We start from the raw sequence: 20,032 nt of genomic DNA on the forward strand, positions 1-20,032 counted from the left end.
AGCAACGCGGCCGGTTCCCGCTAGGGTATACACCAGACAAAGCAGATATGCCGTTCTGGTTCACCCCGGCGGTAGACCGGCCGCCACGCGTCGTGTGCCCTATCCGCTCCACGTTCGGCGCCGGAAGGGCAAGCATGACCGATCAATTCGTGACATGGACCGAAGACGGCGTCGAGCGATCGGCTCGTTGGGGCTCCACCAGTGGCGCGGCTGCACCCAAGCGGGTGATCGTCGCCGATGACACGACCAAGGCCGACGACGCCTACCGATTGGCGTGCGAGGGAACTGCGCTGCTGTGGCGCGGAGACTTCCACAATGGAAGACAGCTCTCCAAAGCCGTCGCCGCTCGGATGGATCGAAAGCCGCGCAAGACCTCGGACGATCCGGCGACGGCATTTCACCTTCACCGCCAGACCCAGGGCCGTCGTGCCCGGATCCTCGGGATGCTGTTGGTTCCCCTGGCCGCGGACCTGTCCATCACACTTCGTCGCGCGCCGGAGGCACGTGCGGCGCTGACCGATGCATTCGGAATTCACGACATGCCGTCGGTTCGCTCACTTCGCGACGTGATGGGAGCGATAGGCGCCGGTGAATGGCACCGAACCGGGGTACGCATCGACGCGCTCGATGCCAGGATTCACCCTGTCTTCGGCGTGTTCTCGCCGGTCCGCGGCGAGTACGTCGACCTCGTCGCGACCGCACCGTTGCCGTCGACCACTTCCGCCTTCGACATCGGAACCGGTACCGGAGTCCTCGCCGCGGTCCTCGCTCGCCGTGGAATCCGTTCGGTCACCGCCACCGACCAGGACCCGCGAGCACTGCGCTGCGCCCACGACAACCTCACCGCACTCGGCTACGCCGATCGAGTGAAGCTGCTGCAGACAGACCTCTTTCCCACGGGGACGGCGCCACTGGTGGTGTGCAACCCGCCGTGGATCCCGGCGAAGGCCACCTCGCCGATCGAATATGCCGTCTACGATCCGGCCGGTGCCATGCTCGAAGGCTTCCTCACCGGTGTGGCGGCGCATCTCGACCACGACGGCGAAGCGTGGCTGATCCTCTCCGACATCGCCGAACATCTCGGTCTGCGAACCCGAGGCCAATTGCACGCGATGATCGCCGCAGGTGGACTGACCGTGATCGACCGACTCGACGTCAAACCCGACCACGGCAAGGTATTCGATCGTTCCGACGTGCTGCATGCCGCTCGGGCACGCGAGACGACGTCCCTGTGGCGGCTACGCCGGCGCTGACACCTGCCGGGTCACCGTGCCGTTCGACCGGTCCGGATCGTTACGACGGGTCGTCGAACAGCGTCTGTTGACGAGGATCCGCGAACAGGCCCATCTGCTCGGGCTGCGGCTTGACGGGAACATCCGACTTCGCATCGGGCAACACCACCAGGCGTAGTGCGCCGCGAAGGCGATCGACCATCCGTTCCCATCCGACCACCTGCTCTTCGCATCCCGCTGCCTCGTCGGAGTCACCTCGGCTGTGAGCGTCGGTGGCCTGATGCCGGAGCTGAATCTGCCACTCGTTACTGATGTGAAGCAGTTGCAGAATCAGATCGCGGTCGCGCCCACACACGTCGGCGACGGCATCGAGTTCGTCGGTGACATCGAGATCGAGATGCAGGAGTGTCTCCAGCTCAGGCGGAAGATCTTCCAACGCGAGAGCGTTTCCGGCGGAGTTCGACTCACCGTTCTTGCTGGTGAAGAAGAGCTCGCCGCCCATTCGCTCCGCGAACTCCTCGTCGACGGTGCGCAGGAACGACGTCAGTGCAGCGCAGGTGTCGGTGAGATGTTTCGGGACGAAAGGTGATCCTGGAACTTCGGTGAACACCGACAACCGATCGTCGATCAACACGAACTTGATGCGTGACCACTTGCGGTTGAGGTCGGCGACGACCTCCGATGCGCGGGTGCGATTGCTGATGTCCTGAACCAGCGGGGAGAACAACTGGACGTCCAGCGACTCCGACAGCGGCCCGACGAACATCACGGTTGCCCCGACCCGGATCGGAATGTCGCCGTCCGCGTCGCGTTCGGGTAGCCCACCCAGCACGGGGATCAAGGCCACCGTCACCATTTCCTTGAGATGATCGATGTCGTGGGGTAGATATGCAGTCGTGGCGTCGACGGCAGGCAACTGCTCCGGTTCGACCGCGGCCGGATCGAAGGCCGGAGTATTCGCGTCGCCGGTAAAATCGCTGGTCAAGAAGGTCGGGTGCTGGACTCCGAACACCTCCCGAAACGCGGACACGGCCATCGACGCGAGCTGGTCCGACCAGTTCTGTCGTTTGTCGACGCAGAATGCCGGGGAGTCGTTGGCGTCGTAACCGGCGTCGTCCCGGAACGGCGGCTGCCACCCCAGTGCGATCAGAGTCTGCTCGTCGGCGTCGTGCAGCCGATAGCGTGGATGCAGAAAATTGTTGGACGGCACTTCACACCGCACCATGTCGCCGTCCCAGATCATGAACTGCACGCAGGGTGCGGATCCGTCGGCCGGGTCGAAATCGCCGGTTGCCGATTCGACCGCGAGCACATCACCGTCGACCATGACGGAAACGTGGTCGGCGAGGCGACGCTGGAAATCCGCCCATGCTCGCTCGACGCCGGCGTCGAGATCGAAACCGCGTGTGGGCATCAGGCACCTCCTTCCACAAAAGCTCAGACAATACGGTAGCCGTAGTCTCCGACATCCCGGTCGGCCGGATGTCTTTCGTCGAGCGATGCAGCGGCGGTGATTCGGATCAGCGGTGGCCGGTCGGGGTGACCGGGGGTCTCCGATCACCACGATCAGCCGTGGTGGTGATCTCGACTGTCAGCGGAGTCGATCCCGTGGTGACGGTCGCGCTCGGGGATGCGGTCGCTGCAGTCGTCGTGGTGGCGGAACTGGTGCTGACGCCGGTCGAAGGGGTGGAGGTGCCGGTCGTCGTCGACGTGGCGCTCGGCGAGGTGGTGCTCGTCGTGGTCGCAGTGGTCGTAGCCGCAGTTGTCGTGACCACCAGCGGCTGATTGCGGGGAGCAGCGGAAGGCTCGGCGACACGCCAGGTCGGGGACGGCGGTATGGCGACCGGGGGAGCGGTGACCGAGTTGTAGAACACCGCCGGTTCGATGCCGGCGACCGTGTCCGCGCTGACCGTGGACACCAGTTCGGGCGGCGTCACCACCGGGCCGCCGACACCGAAGGCGCCGACCGCTCCGCCGAACACCAGACCGGAGGTCAGCGAGATCCCGGCGACGACGGCCGCGGCCACGATGACCGTTTTGTCTTTCATGTAGTCCCGTCCTTCCGAAAACCTACGAACGTACTTTAGGTGACGAACGGCTCGGACGGCACATCGGTGATCGATCGCCGAGATCGACGGAGACGGAATGAAACCTGTTGCAGCAACGAGCAAGGCCCTGGATTCGCGGGGAATCCAGGGCCTTGCTGCGCTCGACTCAAGCCGGGATGGTCAAAACCTGTCCGGCGTTGATGAGGTCCGGGTTGGCGATACCGTTGGCATCTGCAATGCGCTGGTACTGGTTTCCGTCACCGTAGAAACGCTCGGCGATCGCCCACAGAGTGTCGCCACCGGCAACGGTGTACGTCTGCGCCGCCGGAGCTGCGGGAGCAGCCTGGGGCTCGGGTGCCGGGGCAGCCTCGGGTTCGGGTGCCGGGGGTGCCTCGACGGCTGTGTCGGAGGACCACAGTACGTTTCCGCCCGCGGCGAGAACGACGTTACGGTCGTCCTGCACCGAGAGCGACGCGCCGCTGTTGCCCGACGTCTGCGACGCCCATACTGCATCGGAATCCTTGTAGATGACGAAGTTGCCGTCGTCCTGCACCTCGGCACGGTTCGCTCCGGACCCGTTGGTACCGGCGGCCCAGACGGCCTGCCCGTTCTCCGAGAGGACCAAGTTGCCGTCGTCCTGCAAGGTGAGGGAGTAGGAACCGTTGTCGGACTTGAGTTCTTGTCCGACTCCGAGGCTCTGACCTGACTGCAGTGTGCTCACGCTGTCCCTTTCCGAAAATGTAACGATGACTGTGACACCACGAGCCCATCTGATCGCTCAGCTATCCGCTGAGCAATGATCTCGTAGGCGACCGAGTGTACGTCATCGAATGGTACGACGAAGTGTGCATCGTGGCACGCGATACCGGCCAGAGTTTCGATCCTGCTGATATTAAGCCGATTTGGGTGATATTTTCGCGAGCCTGGACAAGCCGGTCGTAAACGCGACGTTGACGGGCGCTGACCATCGAATGAACCGAACGAATTCTCAGTTCATTCTCAGTAATTGACTACTCGCGGGCGGATTCGTGCAGTACTTCGAGCAGTTCACGCTCCACTGCGGCGAATTCCGGTGAGGTGATCATGGACAACTCTCGCGGCCGTGGCAACGGAACGGTCACGATGCGTCGGACCTGCGCCGGTCGAGCCGAGAGTACGACGACCTTGTCCGAGAGATAGATGGCCTCACGGATGTCGTGCGTGATCATCAGCACCGTCCAGCGGTACTGCTGCCACACCTCCTGCAACCAGGACTGCATGTCGGTTCGGGTCAGCGAGTCCAGTGCGCCGAACGGCTCGTCGAGAAGAAGAACCGGCTTGCCTTGAACCACGGTGCGCAGCATGGCTGCTCGTTGCCGCATGCCGCCGGACAGCTGTGCCGGTCTGGCGTCCTCGAAGCCGGACAGACCGAAGGGCGGGAAGAGTTCTCGGGCGCGGTGGCGGGCTTGCTTCTTGCTCGCGCCCTGGACTTCGAGTCCGAGAGCGGTGTTGTCGAGTATCGATCGCCAGGGGAACAGCAGATCCTTCTGTGGCATGTATGCAGTCGGCACCTCGCCGCGGATCGCCGAGGCCACCGGCCGTCCGGCAATTTCCACCGTGCCGGAGGTCGGCTCTTCGAGCCCGGCGACGACGTTGAAGACGGTGCTCTTGCCGCACCCGCTCGGTCCGATCACCGAGACGAATTCACCGACGTCTGCCGAGAAGGACACCGAATCGAGCACGAGTCGCGATTCGCCGCCGGTTGCAAACGATTTGGTGAGATCGCGAATCTCGACCATCTTCTCGTCGGTCACCGAATCTTCTCTCACGCCGGAGGCCTCCTCTGCAGTGCCCACGGCGCGACGACTCGTTCCACGGCAAATGTCAACAGGTACAAGGTGATGCTGATGGCCGCGGTGACCAGGACGGCCGCGAGCACCAGGTCCGTTCGGAACGAGTTCTTCTGGGTGCTCATGTAAATCCCCAGACCGGATGTCGCACCGACGTACTCCGAGAACACCGCACCCACCACCGCGTAGGTGATACCTATCCGCAGGGCGGTGAAGAATCGTGGAATCGCCGACGGAAGGCGGACATACCTGAACTCCTGCCATCGTGACCCACCCATACTTCGCAGGAGAGCGCCTGCCTCGCGGTCGGCGGCCGCGAAGCCCTCGACGAGGCCGATGGTCATCGGGAAGAAGGTCGCGAGCGCGATGACCAGTATCTTCGGCAAGAGGCCGAAGCCGAACCAGATGATCATCAGCGGTGCAATGGCGATGATCGGCAGGGTTTGCGAGACAACGAACAGCGGAACCAGCGCCCGTGCGAGCCACGGCGAGAAGTCGACCACGATCGCCAGCAACCACGCCAGCGCGAGCGAAACCGTGAATCCGATCACCGTCACCTGCAGTGTCGACGCGGCGTGCCCGGCGATCACCGAGCGGTTGTCCCACCCTTGGGAGAGCACCCGTGCGGGGGACGGGAGAACTTGCGGCCTGATTCCGCTCACGTCGACGTAGACCTGCCACGCGAGGACGAGCAGAACCAGAACCATCAGGGCCGGTAGAACGTTCCGGGTGGCTTTGGTGAACCGCCGCACCGGGTCAGGACGCGTCGAGATACTCATTGGTGAAGTACTCCGACCAGTCGGGCTTGGCGGTCAACGTCTTACCGTCCGGTCCGGCCAGCAGCGCGTGGTCGAACAGGAAACCCGAGTAACCCGACCAGGTTTCGAGATTCTGGGTACCGACGACGCCGTTTGCGTCCTTCATGTAATCGGCGGCAAGCATCCGTTGGCTCTCGCGGACGAGATTCTCGTCGGTGAAGACCCCGGGATTGGCGTCTATCAGATCCTGCGCTGCCTTGTCGGGGTCCTCTGCGGCAGTTCGATATCCGCGTTGCACGGCCTGTACGAACTGGCGGGCCTGATCGGGATGCGCACTCAGCCATTGCCGATTTCCGTCGATGACGATGGAGTACTCGTCGGGGAAACCGAAATCCGTGTACTGGAAGTACCGCATCGGTGTTCCGTTGTGCTGGGCCTCGAGGCCTTCCCACGCGAAGTAGGAGACGGTGAAGTCGGCTTGACCCGAGTAGACGGCTTCGTACGCGGAGGTGCCGAGTGTCACGGACTCGAAGTCGCCGGTACCGCCGTCGTTCCGGATTATCTGCTGTAGCGTCTCGACCTCGCCCGGATCTCCGAAACCGGCATAGGTTTTTCCGTCCAGATCTCGTGGGCGGGTGATGTCGGTCCGATCGGCCTTCACCCCGATCCCGGTGGCTCGGTGTTGAAGTGGTGCGATGACGGAGACGGTATCGGCACCGGCCGCGCCCGCGAACGTGGCTTGGCTCTGCGTGCTGATTCCGAACTCGGCGTTGCCCGCATCCACCAGGGTGTCCGGCGCCGTATTGTTGTACGGCAGGATCTGCACGTCGAGACCGGCGTCGGCGAAGTACCCCTCCTGCAGGGCGACGTAGATACCGGTGTGGTTGGTGTTCGGTGTCCAGTCCAGAGCGAATCTGATGGTGTTCGGCGAAGATTCGCTGCCGGCGGCGCACCCGGTCACCACCGTCAAGGCCAGGGCGACGGCGGCCGAGGTGGACAGTGCCCGGCGCAAGGCCGCGAAGGACGTCACGACGCCGGCCACGGCTGTACGTTCAGGGCGGAATCCCAGAACATCAGCTCGTAGCGACTGGCGATGCGGAACGCCTTGCTCATCGCCGCTCGATCGGCCTCGGTAGCGGCCGCTGCTGCGGTGTCGACGAGTTCGCGTGCCGCAGCCACTGATTCGTGAAACTCCGGGGCATCGTACGTGGTTACCCACTGCGCGTACGGATGTGACGGATCGGCGTCGAGTACTTGACGGGCCGATGCAGCGAGCTCGCGTCCGACTTCCGCGTAGATCCAGAAGCACGGCAGCACGGCAGCCGCCGAGACGGCATAGGGCGCAGTTGCAGCGGTGGCCGTCAGATACGACACGTAGCCCAGACATGCGGGTGAGTGTTCCGGCAGGCCGGAGCCGGCGGGGAGGGTGTCGCCCGCGAGTAGTCCGTCGTGCAGCGAAGACTCCACCGTGGCCGTCGTGAACGCGGAATTGGCCCAGAAGCCCGCGGAAACCGGGTCGGGAGCGTGAGCGGCGACCAGCGCCAACGCGGTCGCGTATCCCTCCAGATAGAGCTTGTCCTGCTCGAGATAGAACCGGAAGTTCTCCAGCGGCAGAGTTCCGTCGCCGAGTCGGCGCAAGAACTCCAGGGAGTCGATCGCGGTGCGGAGTTCCGTGATCTCGGACCACAGGTGATCGGTGAAGCGGCCCGTCGACATAGCGACAGGCGTGTGTGCAGGCTGTGTAGTAGCCATGACATCCCTTCGTCAGCATTACCTGATCAGGTTCCCGGGTGTGTTCTCAGCCCCGCCCGTGCGGAGCACCCCGTGTCAGAACTCACCGACCTTAACACCGAGGGTTCGGGCGGGCTGCCGCGCCTTCGGGACGTTGGTACGTTTGGTGGAGATCGGGCCAGGTTCGGGGCGTGAGGGGATTGCGGTATGGAGACCGAAGTTCGACCGGAAGCGATCGAGGACGGAACTCTGGTAGTGCCTACTCGTTCGGGCGCGGTACGTGGACACCATGACGGATCGGTATATGCCTGGAAAGGCATTCCCTATGCGGCGGCGCCGGTGGGCGAGCGTCGATTCCGAGCCCCGGTGCCGCCCGAACCGTGGAGCGATGTTCGCGAGTGTCGGGATTTCGGACCGATCGCACCGCAGGGGCAGAGCCCGGCGGTGCCGATCGATCGGGCCTTCGTGATCGACGAGGACTGCCTGTCCGTGAACGTGTGGGCGCCGGAGCCCAGTGGAGAACTGCTGCCGGTGATGGTGTGGATCCACGGAGGCGCCTATTGTCTCGGTTCCGCCGCCCAGACGATCTACGACGGTCGGCACCTGGTCGAATCCGGCAATGTCGTGCTGGTGTCGTTCAACTACCGAGTGGGTGCGCTCGGCTTCCTCGACCTCTCTGCGTTCTCGACCCCCGACGTGGAATTCGAATCGAATTGTGGTCTGCGAGATCAGATTGCCGCACTCGAGTGGGTGCGTGACAATATCGATGCATTTGGCGGTGATCCTGACGAAGTCACCGTGTTCGGTGAGTCCTCCGGTGCGGGTTCCATCACGACGCTGATGACGTGCCCGAGCGCGGAAGGGTTGTTTCACCGCGCGATCGCGCAGAGCCCGCCGGCGACATCGGTCTACGGTGCCGAGCGAGCGAGGACCGTGGCTGCGCGTTTCCTCGAATTGCTCTCGATCAATCCCGAGGACGCCGGATCACTTCGTGATCTTGATCTAGCAGTTATCGTCGCTGCGAGCGACGAGCTTGTCAACGAGATTCCGCAGCGAACTCCCGGCACCCTGGCGATGGCACCGGTTGTCGACCGGAAGTTGGTGCCGCACTACCCGGTTGCGGCATTTCAGAAGGGTTATGCGCACCGAATTCCGCTCATCATCGGATCGAACAAGGACGAGGCTTCGATCTTCAAGTTCATGAAATCCCCGTTGATGCCGGTGAGTGCGCAGTCGGTGGAAGCGATGTTGCAACTTCTGGCAGACGATCACCCCGACATGTCGCCGACCAAGTTGGCCGAGATCATGTCTGCATACCCGGACCACGCGAAACCTTCTGGTGTGCTGGCGCTTTCGACCGATGCTGCGTTCCGGATGCCGTCGTTGTGGATTGCGGACGCTCATTCCAGGCATTCCCCGACGTGGTTGTACCGCTTCGATCACGCAACTCCGATGCTCAAAGCCGCGCGGATCGGCGCCGGGCACGCTACCGAACTGCCGTACGTGTTCGGGAACTTCGGGACGTTGAACGTCGATCCGACGTTCTGGCTCGGGGGTCGCAAGGCGGCAATGGAGGTGGCGGGCAGGGTTCAGCGCCGATGGCTGGCATTTGCAGCACATGCGGTACCGGCGGCGCTGGACGGCTCGAAGCACTGGGCGCCCTACGACGCCGAACGCCGTTCAACGTTGATCATCGACACCGTCGACGTACTGCTGGACGATCCGGACCATGGATTGAGGACCGCGTGGGGAAACGAGGTCATGGGTTTCCAGTGAACCGGTGTGGCCCGGTGGCCGGTCACCTGGTCTGGAACTCGGGATTGTCGTCGATGAACTTTGCGACGTACGAGCATGTCGGGCGAATCGTCAGTTCGGCAGCCCTGGAGTTCTCGAGCGCTTCCCGCACGACGATCGCGGCCAGACCCTGCCCGCGGAACTGGGGGTAGGTCACCGTGTGATGCATGTCACGAACTCCGTCGGCGTCGGTGTATTCCGCGAATCCGGCGAGCTCGCCGTCCACGTGGATTTCGAAGCGGGTCGCCTCGCGATTGTGCGTCACCGTTACCGACATGTCGGCCTCCGTTCGAGCTTCGACTGCTTCGTTCGAAGCAGGTAATGGGTCGCCCGTTACTTTACTGCGGCGTGAATCACGACGGTCTGCCAGTGCGAATCGCTGCTGTTGCCGACAGCGAAACTGGACGAACGCTCAGAATGATGCTGCTGTCCTGTGGGCCCGCGATATAGCCCTGTACTGGCGATTTGCGGCCGGGTTCGATGGCGAGAACGGGTACGAAACTCGACATGACGCCAAGATATCTCAAATAGTGGGATCAAACCGAAGGTTTTTTCCTGTGAACGCGTAAAGCGACCGACTTGTCGCGTTTCGGTCAAAATGCTGGTCAGGGTGCGCAGGTCGTGATGTGCATCCCCGGCAGCATCCCGGGGAGCAGGCGTGAAATGCAGACGTCATCAGATCGTTTCCGTGCTGTCATCCCAAAGTCTTCGTCAGAGGATTAGCGTTTGAATCGTCGGGGATGGATGAAGCGTTACAGCTTTGCCGAAAAAACTTTTTCGGCTCGGGCCGGAGACAGGTTCGCATCGAATCCTCGTCGGACGCCATCGAGGAAGGAATGCACATGATTTTCGGGCAGCGTGAGTCAGACAGTTATTATTCCGCAATTTTCGCGTACGACTTTCTCGACAAAGGTGTCGGTTACGAAACCATCGCGCGGATCCATCGTGGCGAGATCGGTGAGTGGATCAGCGACCTCGAGGCATCGGGTCTGTTCTCCTCGGCCGAGATCCATGCTGCAGAACTGGCATGGCAGGAGAACCCCCGTCTGCTGATGAACGCATTGCTCGAAGACGCGGACGAGGTGTCGGTCAAGCGATGGGGAATCGCGTGGGCACGATTGGATCGTCAGCGCATCCCGGTGCCCGCGGACGGAGTGGTTGCCGAACACGGCTGACGCGCTCTTCGCCCGAATCGGCGGGGGAGTGGTTCACTGATCGACGATCACGGCCTGTTCGTCGGACAGGGCGCGGTAAGGAATTCCGGCCGCGTCGATAGTGCGAATCGTGGCGGCTGTGACGGCGGCGTTTTCGAGTAGCGAGTCGCCGGCATGCGGAACTATCGCGAAGTCGACGAAATGGAGCCCGGACCAAAGAGTTTCGACTCCCCAGTGCGCGGGAACATCGGCCGGATCGTCGGCTGCGTCGATTCCGGTCAACGTCGGTCCCGCCACGCATGCTCCGGCGCTGTACCCGGCATAGGTCAACTCCCCACCGCGCACCAATTCGTCGACGACGTGATCTGCTCCGGTGCGGGCCAACTGTGCTCGCAGGACGAAGGTGTTGCCACCGCGCACCCACAGGCAGTCGAAGCCGCGAAGATCTCGCCGTAGGCGCTGCGCCGAGCCTTCGTAATGCCGAAGATCGACTTCCTCCGCAGTGAACGCGGCAGCGGACAGGCCGACTACGTCACTGGTGACTGCCGAAGCGCGAGCGCGTGCGGGCCAGGCGTCTGCCGCAGCCGCGATCACGGCGATCCGGGCGCCCCGCCCCACCAACTGCGTGAACTGTTCCTGGTGATCACCGAAGCGGTACGACGAGAGGAACAGCTTCATCGGTGCCGCGCCGCCCGCACGGGGGGCGAGTCAGATGGTGAAGGCAAGACTGCTCACGATCCGTTCACCCACCGCGACATCGCCGCCGATCGAGATGGAGGCGCGGTGGTCGTCGGCCCGCACCCGCCCACCGCAGAGTCGAGTGAACAGCGTCGACGGCATGCCGATCGTTGTCGTGGCGGACTCGTCGAAAGACTCGACCAGCGTGGCTCGGTCGTTCACTGCAACGTGAAGACGCCGAGCGAGCGGACCGCTGAGATCGAAGGTGACCCGGGAGCCCGCCGGAGCACCTGCCCGCTTTCCGACGAGAAAGCCGACGGCGCCGGTGATCTCCGTGAGGGCGAGTTCACCGCGGAGCCCACCCTCGTCCCCGGGCCGGCCCAGCGCGTCTCGCACATCCATCTCGTGCATCCAGCAGTCGAACATCCTGATGCGCATGAAGCGACCGTACGGCGCGGGCCCCACCGGGGTAGGGGTGATTGCTTCCCACTCGGAGTCGGTCACTGCCGCAAGGTCGACTGCCCGACTGGCCGTGACGGCACGAAAGCGATCGAGGAGCGCCCGCGGTGGTGCGTCGGCCAGGGCGCGAACCCAGCGTTCGTTGAACGCCGCCACCTCGTTCCGTACATGTGCCTGAGCATGCGGATCGAAATCGTCGGTCGGTGCTTCGATACCGGCGAGGAGTGATTCCGTGCCGATCAGGTGCGAGACTATGTCGTGCACGGTCCACCCCGGAAGCCCCGACGCGGTGGCCCACTGATCCTCGCTGATACCGCTCAGTAGAGAGTCGATGACGTCCCACTCGTCGATCAACGACGCGATTACCGATTGTCGGGTCCACTCACTCACCGGACACTCTTCCTTACTGTCTCAGATGTGGCTGTTCGAGTTATGCAGGTCCTCGTTGTCCGAGATGTGCAGGACGGGGGAGCACAGGATCCTCGTTCCACCTTATTGCCCGGTGCCGAATGCGTCTCGTCGGCCGATTCAGCCGGTGCCTCCGTAGGCTACGTAGGAGCGCGTCTCGAAGCCGAACGAAAAAGACTACTGCGCAGACCATTTGCGCGGTAAGCCGGTATCGTCTTGGCGCCGAATCCGGTGGTGGTCACCGGTGGCGCTCGCTGACCGAAGGTGAATGCGCGCAGCGCTCGCTCGGGGTACGCGAACGACGCAAGCCCGGCGCGGGGTGATCCACGAGTCGAATCCCTTCCGGTCGTGTGCCGATCCCGCCGGGTGAACCGACTGGACGTCAGACCTACTTTCTCGCTCCTGATCGGACCGGGTGCATGGCAACATGTCGAATTTCGGGTGGAGTTTGTGCAATCTGCACTCGGCCAACTGCCGTTCAGGTGGAACAGGTCGGTTCATTTTATGTGACGGACGACACATCTTCGCATATTCGGTCGGTGAATACCTACTGTTCGGACTCGATTCAGAAGATTTCACACCACTGTCGTGTTCACCTGAACACCTCGAGTCTGACTAGTATCAGTCACCATTCATCTAAAAGCGGGTCATCTTCCGCTCATCACACGTTGGTTGCCGCTCGTCGCAGCAGGCGAACCACCAACCGCAGAAGGTCAGAAAAACATGGAAACATCGAAGAGCGCAGCAGTGCGTCCGTCGGTCGGCGTTCCTCGGGAGTCGAGTGACGGTGAGCGTCGGGTGGCGTTGGTGCCGAAGATCGTGTCGGCGTTGATCGGTAAGGGCGTGGACGTTGTCGTGGAGTCCGGCGCGGGTTTGGGGGCGTTGATTCCGGACGAGTTGTACACCGCTGCGGGCGCGACGATCGGTGATCCGTGGGTATGCGATGTGGTGGTCAAGGTCGCGCCGCCGTCGTCGGACGAGATCGGCCGGATCAGCTCCGGTGCGAAGTTGATCGGTTTCCTGAACCCGCGTAATGCCGATAATCGCATTGCAGAGTTGAAGGCTGCCGGTATCGAGGGGTATGCCGTGGAGGCGATCCCGCGTATTTCCCGTGCGCAGGTGATGGACGCGTTGTCCTCACAGGCGAATGTGTCCGGCTACAAGGCGGTGTTGTTGGCGGCGTCGGAGTCCACACGGTTCTTCCCGATGCTCACCACCGCTGCCGGGACGGTCAAGCCCGCGACGGTGTTGGTGCTCGGTGTCGGTGTTGCGGGTTTGCAGGCGCTGGCGACAGCGAAGCGTCTCGGTGGCCGCGCCACCGGCTACGACGTGCGCCCCGAGGTGGCCGATCAGGTGCGTTCGGTGGGTGCGCAGTGGCTTGATCTCGGTATCGATGCGGCGGGCGAGGGTGGATATGCCCGCGAGTTGACCGACGAGGAGCGCGCGAAGCAGCAGCAGGCACTCGAGGATGCGATCAAGGGTTTCGACGTGGTTATCACCACGGCGCTGGTTCCGGGTCGTCCGGCGCCTCGTTTGGTGACCGCTGCCGCTGTCGAGGGCATGAAGCCCGGCAGTGTTGTCGTGGACCTCGCCGGTGAGACGGGCGGTAACTGTGAGCTGACCGAGCCCGGTCAGATCGTCGTCAAGCATGGTGTGACGATTTGCTCGCCGCTGAATTTGCCGGCGTCCATGCCCGAGCATGCGTCGGAGTTGTATTCGAAGAACATTTCCGCACTGATCGAACTGATGTTGGTGGACGGTGCGTTGGCGCCTGATTTCTCCGACGAGGTCATCGCCGGTGCATGCGTGACGCGTGAAGAGAAGGGCGCCTGATGTACACATCGCTTCTGGCGAACATCGCGATCCTGGTGTTGTCCGGGTTCGTGGGTTTCGCTGTGATCTCCAAAGTTCCGAACACCCTGCACACGCCGCTGATGTCGGGCACGAACGCTATTCACGGCATCGTGGTCCTGGGTGCTCTCGTGGTTCTGGGCAAGGTGCACGATCCGTCGATCGGGTTGCAGATCATCTTGTTCGTCGCACTTGTCTTCGGAACCGTCAACGTCGTCGGTGGGTTTGTGGTCACGGACCGCATGTTGGCGATGTTCAAGGCCAAGCCGGCCGCCAAGTCTGTGTCGAAGGATGGTGACCAGTAATGGAATATCTGGTCAATGGTTTGTACATCGTCGCGTTTGCGATGTTCATCTACGGTCTGATGGGTCTGACCGGCCCGAAGACCGCGGTGCGCGGCAACCAGATCGCCGCGATCGGCATGGTGATCGCCGTAGTGGCGACTCTGATCTCGATTCGTGATGCGCAGGTGGGTAACTGGATTCTGATCGTCGCCGGCCTCGTCATCGGTGTGGTGCTCGGTGTTCCGCCGGCGCTCCGTACCAAGATGACGGCGATGCCGCAGTTGGTCGCGCTCTTCAACGGTGTGGGTGGTGGCACGGTCGCGTTGATCGCGTACGCGGAATTCCTGGACTCGGACGGGTTCACCGCATTCCAGCACGGTGAGTCCCCGACGGTGCACATCGTGATCGCGTCGCTCTTCGCCGCGGTGATCGGTTCGATCTCGTTCTGGGGCAGTGTGATCGCGTTCTTGAAGCTGCAGGAAACCCTGCCGGGCCGCCCCATCGGAATCGGTAAGCTCCAGCAGCCGCTCAACGCTCTGTTGCTGATCGCGGCCGTCGCGTTCTCGGTGATCATCGGTATCAAGGCGATCTCGCCGCAAGGCCCGACCAGCTCACTGTGGATCGTCGGTGTGCTCGTGCTCTCCGGTGTGCTCGGCTTGATGGTGGTGCTGCCCATCGGCGGCGCGGACATGCCCGTTGTCATCTCGCTGCTCAACGCTCTGACCGGGTTGTCGGCTGCGGCTGCAGGTTTGGCGCTCGACAATCAGGCGATGATCGTCGCCGGCATGATCGTCGGTGCGTCGGGCACCATCTTGACCAACTTGATGGCGAAGGCGATGAACCGGTCCATCCCGGCGATCGTCGCCGGCGGGTTCGGCGGTGGCGGCGGTGAGGCTGCGGCATCGGACGGTGTCGTGCGTACGGCGAAGGCGACCTCGGCCGCCGATGCCGCGATCCAGATGGCCTACGCCAACCAGGTCATCGTCGTACCGGGATACGGCTTGGCCGTGGCGCAGGCCCAGCACGCGGTCAAGGACATGGCGAAGTTGCTCGAGTCGAAGGGCGTCGAGGTCAAGTACGCCATCCACCCGGTCGCCGGCCGTATGCCCGGGCACATGAACGTTCTCCTCGCCGAAGCGGATGTCTCCTACGACGCGATGAAGGAAATGGACGACATCAACGACGAGTTCTCCCGTACCGACGTCACCTTGGTGATCGGCGCGAACGACGTCACCAACCCGGCAGCGCGTAATGATCCGAGCTCACCGATCCACGGGATGCCGATCCTGAACGTGGATCAGTCGAAGTCGGTCATCGTGCTCAAGCGTTCGATGAACTCCGGCTTCGCCGGTATCGACAACCCCCTCTTCTTCGCCGAGGGCACCTCGATGCTCTTCGGCGACGCCAAGAAATCGGTCTCCGAAGTCACCGAAGAACTCAAGGCACTCTGAGGGCACGTCCCGAATGACCGAAGGCGCACTCTCCCCGAACGGGGAGGGTGCGCCTTCGGGGTAAAGGATCGGCAGAATCGGAGTCGGATCCCGGTGTCGATCGGTGTCTTGCTCAGCACTGGGGCCGAATGCTGCGGTGGCGTGAGAATGCCATGGCCGCAGTGTCCGGCCGCAGCTCTTCACGTTTCGCGGCAACCGGCGAGCGCGCCATCACCGCTGCTGCGCCACAAGCCCACACGAGTGCGACAAGTGCGCCGCCGATCACCCCGAACAACCCGCTGTTTTCGGTGACAATCGTGCACGCGGCTACGGCGCATACTCCGACCGACCCCAATCCGAGCACGGCAGGTCGCCAGCCCGGCGCTGCGATCAGTACCGCCGAGCAGTAGAGGGCCGTGGCTGCAGCCACGTGACCACTGGGCAGAAGTGACCGCGGTGCAGCGCCGAGCCATGAACTCGATGCGGCGGCGGTGAGGGTGGCGCCCACTCCCAAAATCAGTATCGCGCCTATTCCGTACGGCAAGGCACGGACCATCGAGACCACCGCAAGGGCTGTGGTCGCCGTGAGTACCGCCGTGACGTCGAAGTGCACGAGAAACCACTCGGCCGGCTGGTAGACCGGATTCGGAACTGCCACGTGCGGTGAATCGGGCTGAACCGTGTAGAGAGCGATCAACAGCACGATGCCGATCGCGGCAAGGACGGCGAAACGGATGGTGGGACGGGATTGGGGGGTGGAGACGGTCACGATTACCAGCATCCGTCATGAGCCTGTGCCGATCATGAGGATCCGGTGTGATCTCGGTCGGTGGTAGGACCACCGCGACGAACGACCCCGGCGAACCCGGCCGCGACCAGGACACACATCAGCGGGACCAGCATTGCAGTGGTGAGCGATACAACTGTGGTGATCCATCCGATGACCGCCGGTCCGGCCAGGAATCCGACGTAACCCATACCGACCACGCGAGACATGTTGGTGCCTGCCGAACCGGAGCCGAGATTTCCTGCCGTCGTGAAGATCTGCGGAATACACCCGGAAAGTCCGGCTCCGAACAACGCCCAGCCGGCCAACGTCAGCGGCAGCAGGCCAGAGGTCACCACGGTGAGCATTCCGACCGCGGAGATCAGAGCGCCGACGCGGACGACGGCGACCGGCCCGACCCGAGCGCTGATCCGATCGGCGGTGAATCGGCCCACCGTCATCGTCGCCGAAAATGCTCCGAACGACAGTGCTGCAACGGCATTCGATGCCCCGAGTTGTTCCTTGACCTGAAGCGCACTCCAGTCGTTCGCCACTCCTTCGGCCAGCATCAACATGAAGGCGAGGGCGCCCAATGCCAGCACCCGACTCGAAAATCTCCCGTGCGACGACGACTCCCCGCCGACGGGCGGGTCGATGGCGCGGTGCGGAAGCAGTGGGCGCGAGAACGCGGCGACGGCCACGAAACCGACAGCCGACGAACAAGCGAGCGTGACGTACGGGGGTAGGGACGCGGCCAACGTTCCGAACCCGATGAGCGAGCCGAGAACACCGCCCACCGAGAACATTCCGTGAAACGCCGACATGATCGGCCGCCCGTACAGTTGCTCCGCCTCGACGGCTTGTGAGTTCATCGACACGTCGAGAGCGCCGTTGGCGAATCCGAAGACAGCCAGCGCGGCACCCAACTGCCAGGTGGTGACCGCGAACCCCGGACCGAGAGTCGCGGCCGCCAGTCCGCTGCCTGCCAGAACGACCATCCGGCGGCTGCCGTAACGGTCGGCAAGTGGACCACTGAGTTGCATACCGGCGATAGCGCCGACGGCGAGGAAGAGCAGTAGCGAGCCGAGCGTCGAATGGCTGATTCCCACCCGATGCTCGATCGACGGAATATGCACGACCCACATGGCGAGCAGAAATCCGTTGATGCCGAAAATGCCGAAAATGCCTGATCTTGCCCGAACCGGAACGGAATCAGAAGTTGGCGTATGGAGGCTCACGGTGTCATTTTCGCAGGTCGTTCGGCGGGGCACGAGTTTCGGTGGTTCGGAACCGGCGAGTAACAAAGCTGTCCGTACCCCTCCAGATCGGACCCTCACCCGCTAGCATCGGTGCGGTGACTGCAGTCGGGTTGAATGATGAAGCTGTTTCCGCGTGGATTGCCGGATTGGGGGTCGGGGCTACCACCCCACTGACCTTCGAAAGGATCGGCAACGGTCAATCGAATCTGACGTATTCCGTCTCCGATGCGGGGGGTGGGCGCTGGGTATTGCGCCGCCCACCGCTCGGCACTCTCTTGTCGTCCGCACACGACGTCGTCCGCGAGCATCGAATTCTGTCGTCCTTGCAGGGCACGAAGGTTCCCGTTCCCAAGGTCCTGGGAATCACCGAGGATCCGGCGATCACCGACGCGCCCCTGGTCCTCATGAGTTTCGTCGACGGAGTGGTGATCGATTCGGTGGCCGTCGCACAGAAGCTTTCGGTGGACGAGCGCCGGTCGATCGGGTTGGCGATGCCGAAGACATTGGCGGCGATTCACGGAGTCGACCTCGGCGATGCAGGGCTCGAGGATCTGGCCGGGCGGAAGCCGTTCGCCGAGCGTCAGCTCACGAGATGGACGGCTCAGTGGGAGAAGTCGAAGACCCGCGACATCCCGGATATCGACACATTGGCGGAGCTTCTGCATCGCAACGTCCCGGAACAGAGCGAGGTGACGCTTGTTCACGGCGATTTCCACCTCAGCAACGTCATCACCGACCCGGCTGAGGGACGAATCGTCGCCGTCGTCGACTGGGAACTGTGCACGCTCGGAGATCCCCTGGCCGATGTCGGGGCGTTGCTGGCCTACTGGTCGGAAGCCGGGGACGCGGCCGGCGGTCCCTTCCTGGCGTCGACGCAAGAAGGTTTCCCCGATCGCGACGAGTTGGTGACCGCGTACGCCGCGGCAACCGGGCGCGATGTCGTGGCGGTCGGCTACTGGCACGTTCTTGCATTGTGGAAACTGTCGATCATCGCCGAAGGTGTGTTGCGGCGGATTCTCGACGACCCCAGGAACAAGGCCGAGCACGGTGGCCCGACAGTCGCGTTGATCGACGGTATCGTCGCGAGGGCGGTGGCGACGGCAGCTGCGGTGGGTTTGAGCTGATCGTCATCGCGGCGACGGTTCAGCTCGCGGTTTCAGGGCGACTCGCACCGCCAGTCCGACCGCCAGGGCCCAGAATGCGGAGCCGATTCCGAGGATGCTGACCCCTGATGCGGCGACGAGGAATGTGACGACGGCACTTTCCCGCTCGCCGGCGTCGCCGAGTGCGGCAGCCAGTGCTGCCCCCAAGGTTGCCAGAAGGGCAAGACCGGCAACGGTTTCCACCACTCCGGCGGGGGCTGCCGCCACGAGAGCCGCGACCGCCGCCGCGCCGACGGCGAGCACGAGGTAGGCCCAGCCCGCGGTGGCAGCGGCAACCCAGCGGCGTTTCGGATCCGGGTGCGCGCTCGGTGCTGCCGCGAGGGCTGCACTGATCGCGGCGAGATTGACGGCATGTCCGCCGGCCGGCGCGCCGATGATCGTTCCGACCCCGGTCACGACCATGGCGGGCCGCCACGGCACGGCGAAACCGAACGATTTCATCACCGCGACACCGGGAATGTTCTGCGAGGCCATCGTCACGATGTAGAGCGGAACGGCGATGCCGATCATCGCCTGCCACGTCCATGCAGGCGCGGTCAGGCTCAGCCTCGGCACCATGGACGCCGTGTCGATTGCGCGGTCCGAGGTGAGCAGGCTGATCCCGATCACGATCGCGGCAGTGGCGAAGGCCAATGGAACTGCCCACCGCTTCGAGAACCGTTGCGCTGCAAGCCAGACCACGATCACGGGGGCAACCGCGCTCGGGGCGTCTCGAACCGCACCTATCGGTGCCAGGCACAGTGGCAGCAAAACTCCGGCCAGCATCGCCTGGGCGAGTGGAGTGGGAATGGCCGAAATGATCGTGCCCAACCTCGGCCAGAGTCCGGTCAGGACTATCGCGACACCGACGACGAGGAAGGCACCGACCGCGGCGGGCCATCCGCCCTGAACGGTTCCGGCCCCGGCGAGAAGTGCCGCGCCCGGCGTGGACCAGGCCAGGGTGATCGGCATGCGGTACCGGCGAGCCAGCCACAACATTCCGAGGGCCTGCGTCACGCACAGTGCCAGTAGCCCTGACGCGGCCTCGGTCGTGTCCGCGCCCACCGCGTGCAATCCGGTCAGAACCACCGCGAACGAGCTGGTGAATCCGACCAGGGCGGTCACGATTCCGGCGCTCATCGGCTGGGCGAGTGAGGGTGTGGCCCCCTCTGGTGTCTGCGGCATGGTCAATCATTGTGCCGGACCGCT

20 protein-coding genes and 1 riboswitch are annotated in these 20,032 nt (G+C 63.5%); of the genes, 7 read left to right on the forward strand and 13 right to left on the reverse strand.

Translation table 11 applies throughout. The annotated features are described in order from the left end of the window. Nucleotides 1-134 precede the first annotated feature (134 nt). The gene (locus ABH922_RS05550; protein ID WP_424805975.1) at nucleotides 135-1,253 is read left to right on the forward strand and encodes a methyltransferase; all 1,119 of its coding nucleotides are present in this window, start codon (nucleotides 135-137) and stop codon (nucleotides 1,251-1,253) included. A 40-nt stretch (nucleotides 1,254-1,293) separates the two neighbouring features. Here the strand turns inward: ABH922_RS05550 and ABH922_RS05555 are convergent, their stop codons facing one another. The 7 genes from ABH922_RS05555 to ABH922_RS05585 form a co-directional block, all read right to left on the reverse strand. Beyond that, nucleotides 1,294-2,646 (reverse strand): T3SS (YopN, CesT) and YbjN peptide-binding chaperone 1, encoded by a 1,353-nt coding sequence (locus ABH922_RS05555; protein WP_424805976.1) that lies wholly within the window; start codon nucleotides 2,644-2,646, stop codon nucleotides 1,294-1,296. A 106-nt stretch (nucleotides 2,647-2,752) separates the two neighbouring features. After that, a complete protein-coding gene (locus ABH922_RS05560; RefSeq protein ID WP_424805977.1) occupies nucleotides 2,753-3,280 on the reverse strand; it encodes a hypothetical protein in 528 nt (175 codons plus the stop codon). Nucleotides 3,281-3,446: 166 nt separating this feature from the next. Further along, entirely contained in the window at nucleotides 3,447-4,001 is a 555-nt protein-coding gene (locus ABH922_RS05565) for a LysM peptidoglycan-binding domain-containing protein (RefSeq protein WP_424805978.1), read from the reverse strand. A gap of 289 nt (nucleotides 4,002-4,290) precedes the next feature. After that, entirely contained in the window at nucleotides 4,291-5,058 is a 768-nt protein-coding gene (locus ABH922_RS05570) for an ABC transporter ATP-binding protein (protein ID WP_424809575.1), read from the reverse strand. A gap of 26 nt (nucleotides 5,059-5,084) precedes the next feature. Continuing rightward, nucleotides 5,085-5,888 carry an ABC transporter permease gene (locus ABH922_RS05575; protein ID WP_424805979.1) on the reverse strand — a complete coding sequence of 268 codons (804 nt, stop codon included), beginning with the start codon at nucleotides 5,886-5,888 and terminating at the stop codon, nucleotides 5,085-5,087. Continuing rightward, nucleotides 5,866-6,909, reverse strand: coding sequence for an ABC transporter substrate-binding protein (locus ABH922_RS05580; protein WP_424805980.1), 1,044 nt, complete (start codon nucleotides 6,907-6,909; stop codon nucleotides 5,866-5,868). Before ABH922_RS05580 ends, ABH922_RS05575 begins: the two co-directional genes overlap by 23 nt. Beyond that, a complete protein-coding gene (locus ABH922_RS05585) occupies nucleotides 6,894-7,619 on the reverse strand; it encodes a TenA family protein (protein ID WP_424805981.1) in 726 nt (241 codons plus the stop codon). The genes ABH922_RS05580 and ABH922_RS05585 overlap by 16 nt, the downstream gene beginning before the upstream one ends. Next, a riboswitch (TPP riboswitch) is annotated at nucleotides 7,607-7,702 on the reverse strand. Its footprint overlaps the gene before it by 13 nt. A 103-nt stretch (nucleotides 7,703-7,805) precedes the next feature. On the opposite strand from ABH922_RS05585, the gene ABH922_RS05590 reads away from it, so the two are divergent. Next, nucleotides 7,806-9,374 carry a carboxylesterase/lipase family protein gene (locus ABH922_RS05590; protein WP_424805982.1) on the forward strand — a complete coding sequence of 523 codons (1,569 nt, stop codon included), beginning with the start codon at nucleotides 7,806-7,808 and terminating at the stop codon, nucleotides 9,372-9,374. A 22-nt stretch (nucleotides 9,375-9,396) separates the two neighbouring features. Here the strand turns inward: ABH922_RS05590 and ABH922_RS05595 are convergent, their stop codons facing one another. Next, complete coding sequence (locus tag ABH922_RS05595) at nucleotides 9,397-9,669, reverse strand: GNAT family N-acetyltransferase (RefSeq protein WP_424805983.1); 273 nt, start codon at nucleotides 9,667-9,669, stop codon at nucleotides 9,397-9,399. A gap of 565 nt (nucleotides 9,670-10,234) precedes the next feature. On the opposite strand from ABH922_RS05595, the gene ABH922_RS05600 reads away from it, so the two are divergent. Further along, nucleotides 10,235-10,567 (forward strand): hypothetical protein, encoded by a 333-nt coding sequence (locus tag ABH922_RS05600; protein WP_424805984.1) that lies wholly within the window; start codon nucleotides 10,235-10,237, stop codon nucleotides 10,565-10,567. 33 nt (nucleotides 10,568-10,600) lie between these two features. On the opposite strand, the gene ABH922_RS05605 is transcribed toward ABH922_RS05600, so the two are convergent. Further along, entirely contained in the window at nucleotides 10,601-11,224 is a 624-nt protein-coding gene (locus ABH922_RS05605; protein WP_424805985.1) for a Type 1 glutamine amidotransferase-like domain-containing protein, read from the reverse strand. Nucleotides 11,225-11,254: 30 nt separating this feature from the next. Then, a complete protein-coding gene (locus ABH922_RS05610) occupies nucleotides 11,255-12,073 on the reverse strand; it encodes a maleylpyruvate isomerase family mycothiol-dependent enzyme (RefSeq protein WP_424805986.1) in 819 nt (272 codons plus the stop codon). A gap of 741 nt (nucleotides 12,074-12,814) precedes the next feature. Between ABH922_RS05610 and ABH922_RS05615 the strand changes: the two genes are divergently transcribed. The 3 genes from ABH922_RS05615 to ABH922_RS05625 are packed head-to-tail and all read left to right on the forward strand — an operon-like array spanning nucleotide 12,815 to nucleotide 15,677. Beyond that, a complete protein-coding gene (locus tag ABH922_RS05615; RefSeq protein ID WP_424805987.1) occupies nucleotides 12,815-13,924 on the forward strand; it encodes a Re/Si-specific NAD(P)(+) transhydrogenase subunit alpha in 1,110 nt (369 codons plus the stop codon). Beyond that, nucleotides 13,924-14,247 carry an NAD(P) transhydrogenase subunit alpha gene (locus ABH922_RS05620; RefSeq protein ID WP_003941319.1) on the forward strand — a complete coding sequence of 108 codons (324 nt, stop codon included), beginning with the start codon at nucleotides 13,924-13,926 and terminating at the stop codon, nucleotides 14,245-14,247. The genes ABH922_RS05615 and ABH922_RS05620 overlap by 1 nt, the downstream gene beginning before the upstream one ends. After that, a complete protein-coding gene (locus ABH922_RS05625; protein ID WP_424805988.1) occupies nucleotides 14,247-15,677 on the forward strand; it encodes an NAD(P)(+) transhydrogenase (Re/Si-specific) subunit beta in 1,431 nt (476 codons plus the stop codon). Before ABH922_RS05620 ends, ABH922_RS05625 begins: the two co-directional genes overlap by 1 nt. A gap of 112 nt (nucleotides 15,678-15,789) precedes the next feature. Here the strand turns inward: ABH922_RS05625 and ABH922_RS05630 are convergent, their stop codons facing one another. Beyond that, the gene (locus ABH922_RS05630; RefSeq protein WP_424805989.1) at nucleotides 15,790-16,425 is read right to left on the reverse strand and encodes a hypothetical protein; all 636 of its coding nucleotides are present in this window, start codon (nucleotides 16,423-16,425) and stop codon (nucleotides 15,790-15,792) included. Between the two features lie 32 nt (nucleotides 16,426-16,457). After that, complete coding sequence (locus tag ABH922_RS05635; RefSeq protein ID WP_424809576.1) at nucleotides 16,458-17,567, reverse strand: MFS transporter; 1,110 nt, start codon at nucleotides 17,565-17,567, stop codon at nucleotides 16,458-16,460. Nucleotides 17,568-17,776: 209 nt separating this feature from the next. Between ABH922_RS05635 and ABH922_RS05640 the strand changes: the two genes are divergently transcribed. Then, nucleotides 17,777-18,805, forward strand: a complete 1,029-nt coding sequence (locus ABH922_RS05640; protein ID WP_424805990.1) for a phosphotransferase family protein — start codon at nucleotides 17,777-17,779, stop codon at nucleotides 18,803-18,805. 3 nt (nucleotides 18,806-18,808) lie between these two features. On the opposite strand, the gene ABH922_RS05645 is transcribed toward ABH922_RS05640, so the two are convergent. Next, on the reverse strand, nucleotides 18,809-20,008 hold the full coding sequence (locus tag ABH922_RS05645) for a benzoate/H(+) symporter BenE family transporter (protein ID WP_424805991.1): 1,200 nt from the start codon (nucleotides 20,006-20,008) through the stop codon (nucleotides 18,809-18,811). Nucleotides 20,009-20,032: the final 24 nt, after the last annotated feature.

Source organism: Rhodococcus sp. 27YEA15 (assembly GCF_049739425.1).
Classification (GTDB): domain Bacteria; phylum Actinomycetota; class Actinomycetes; order Mycobacteriales; family Mycobacteriaceae; genus Rhodococcus_F.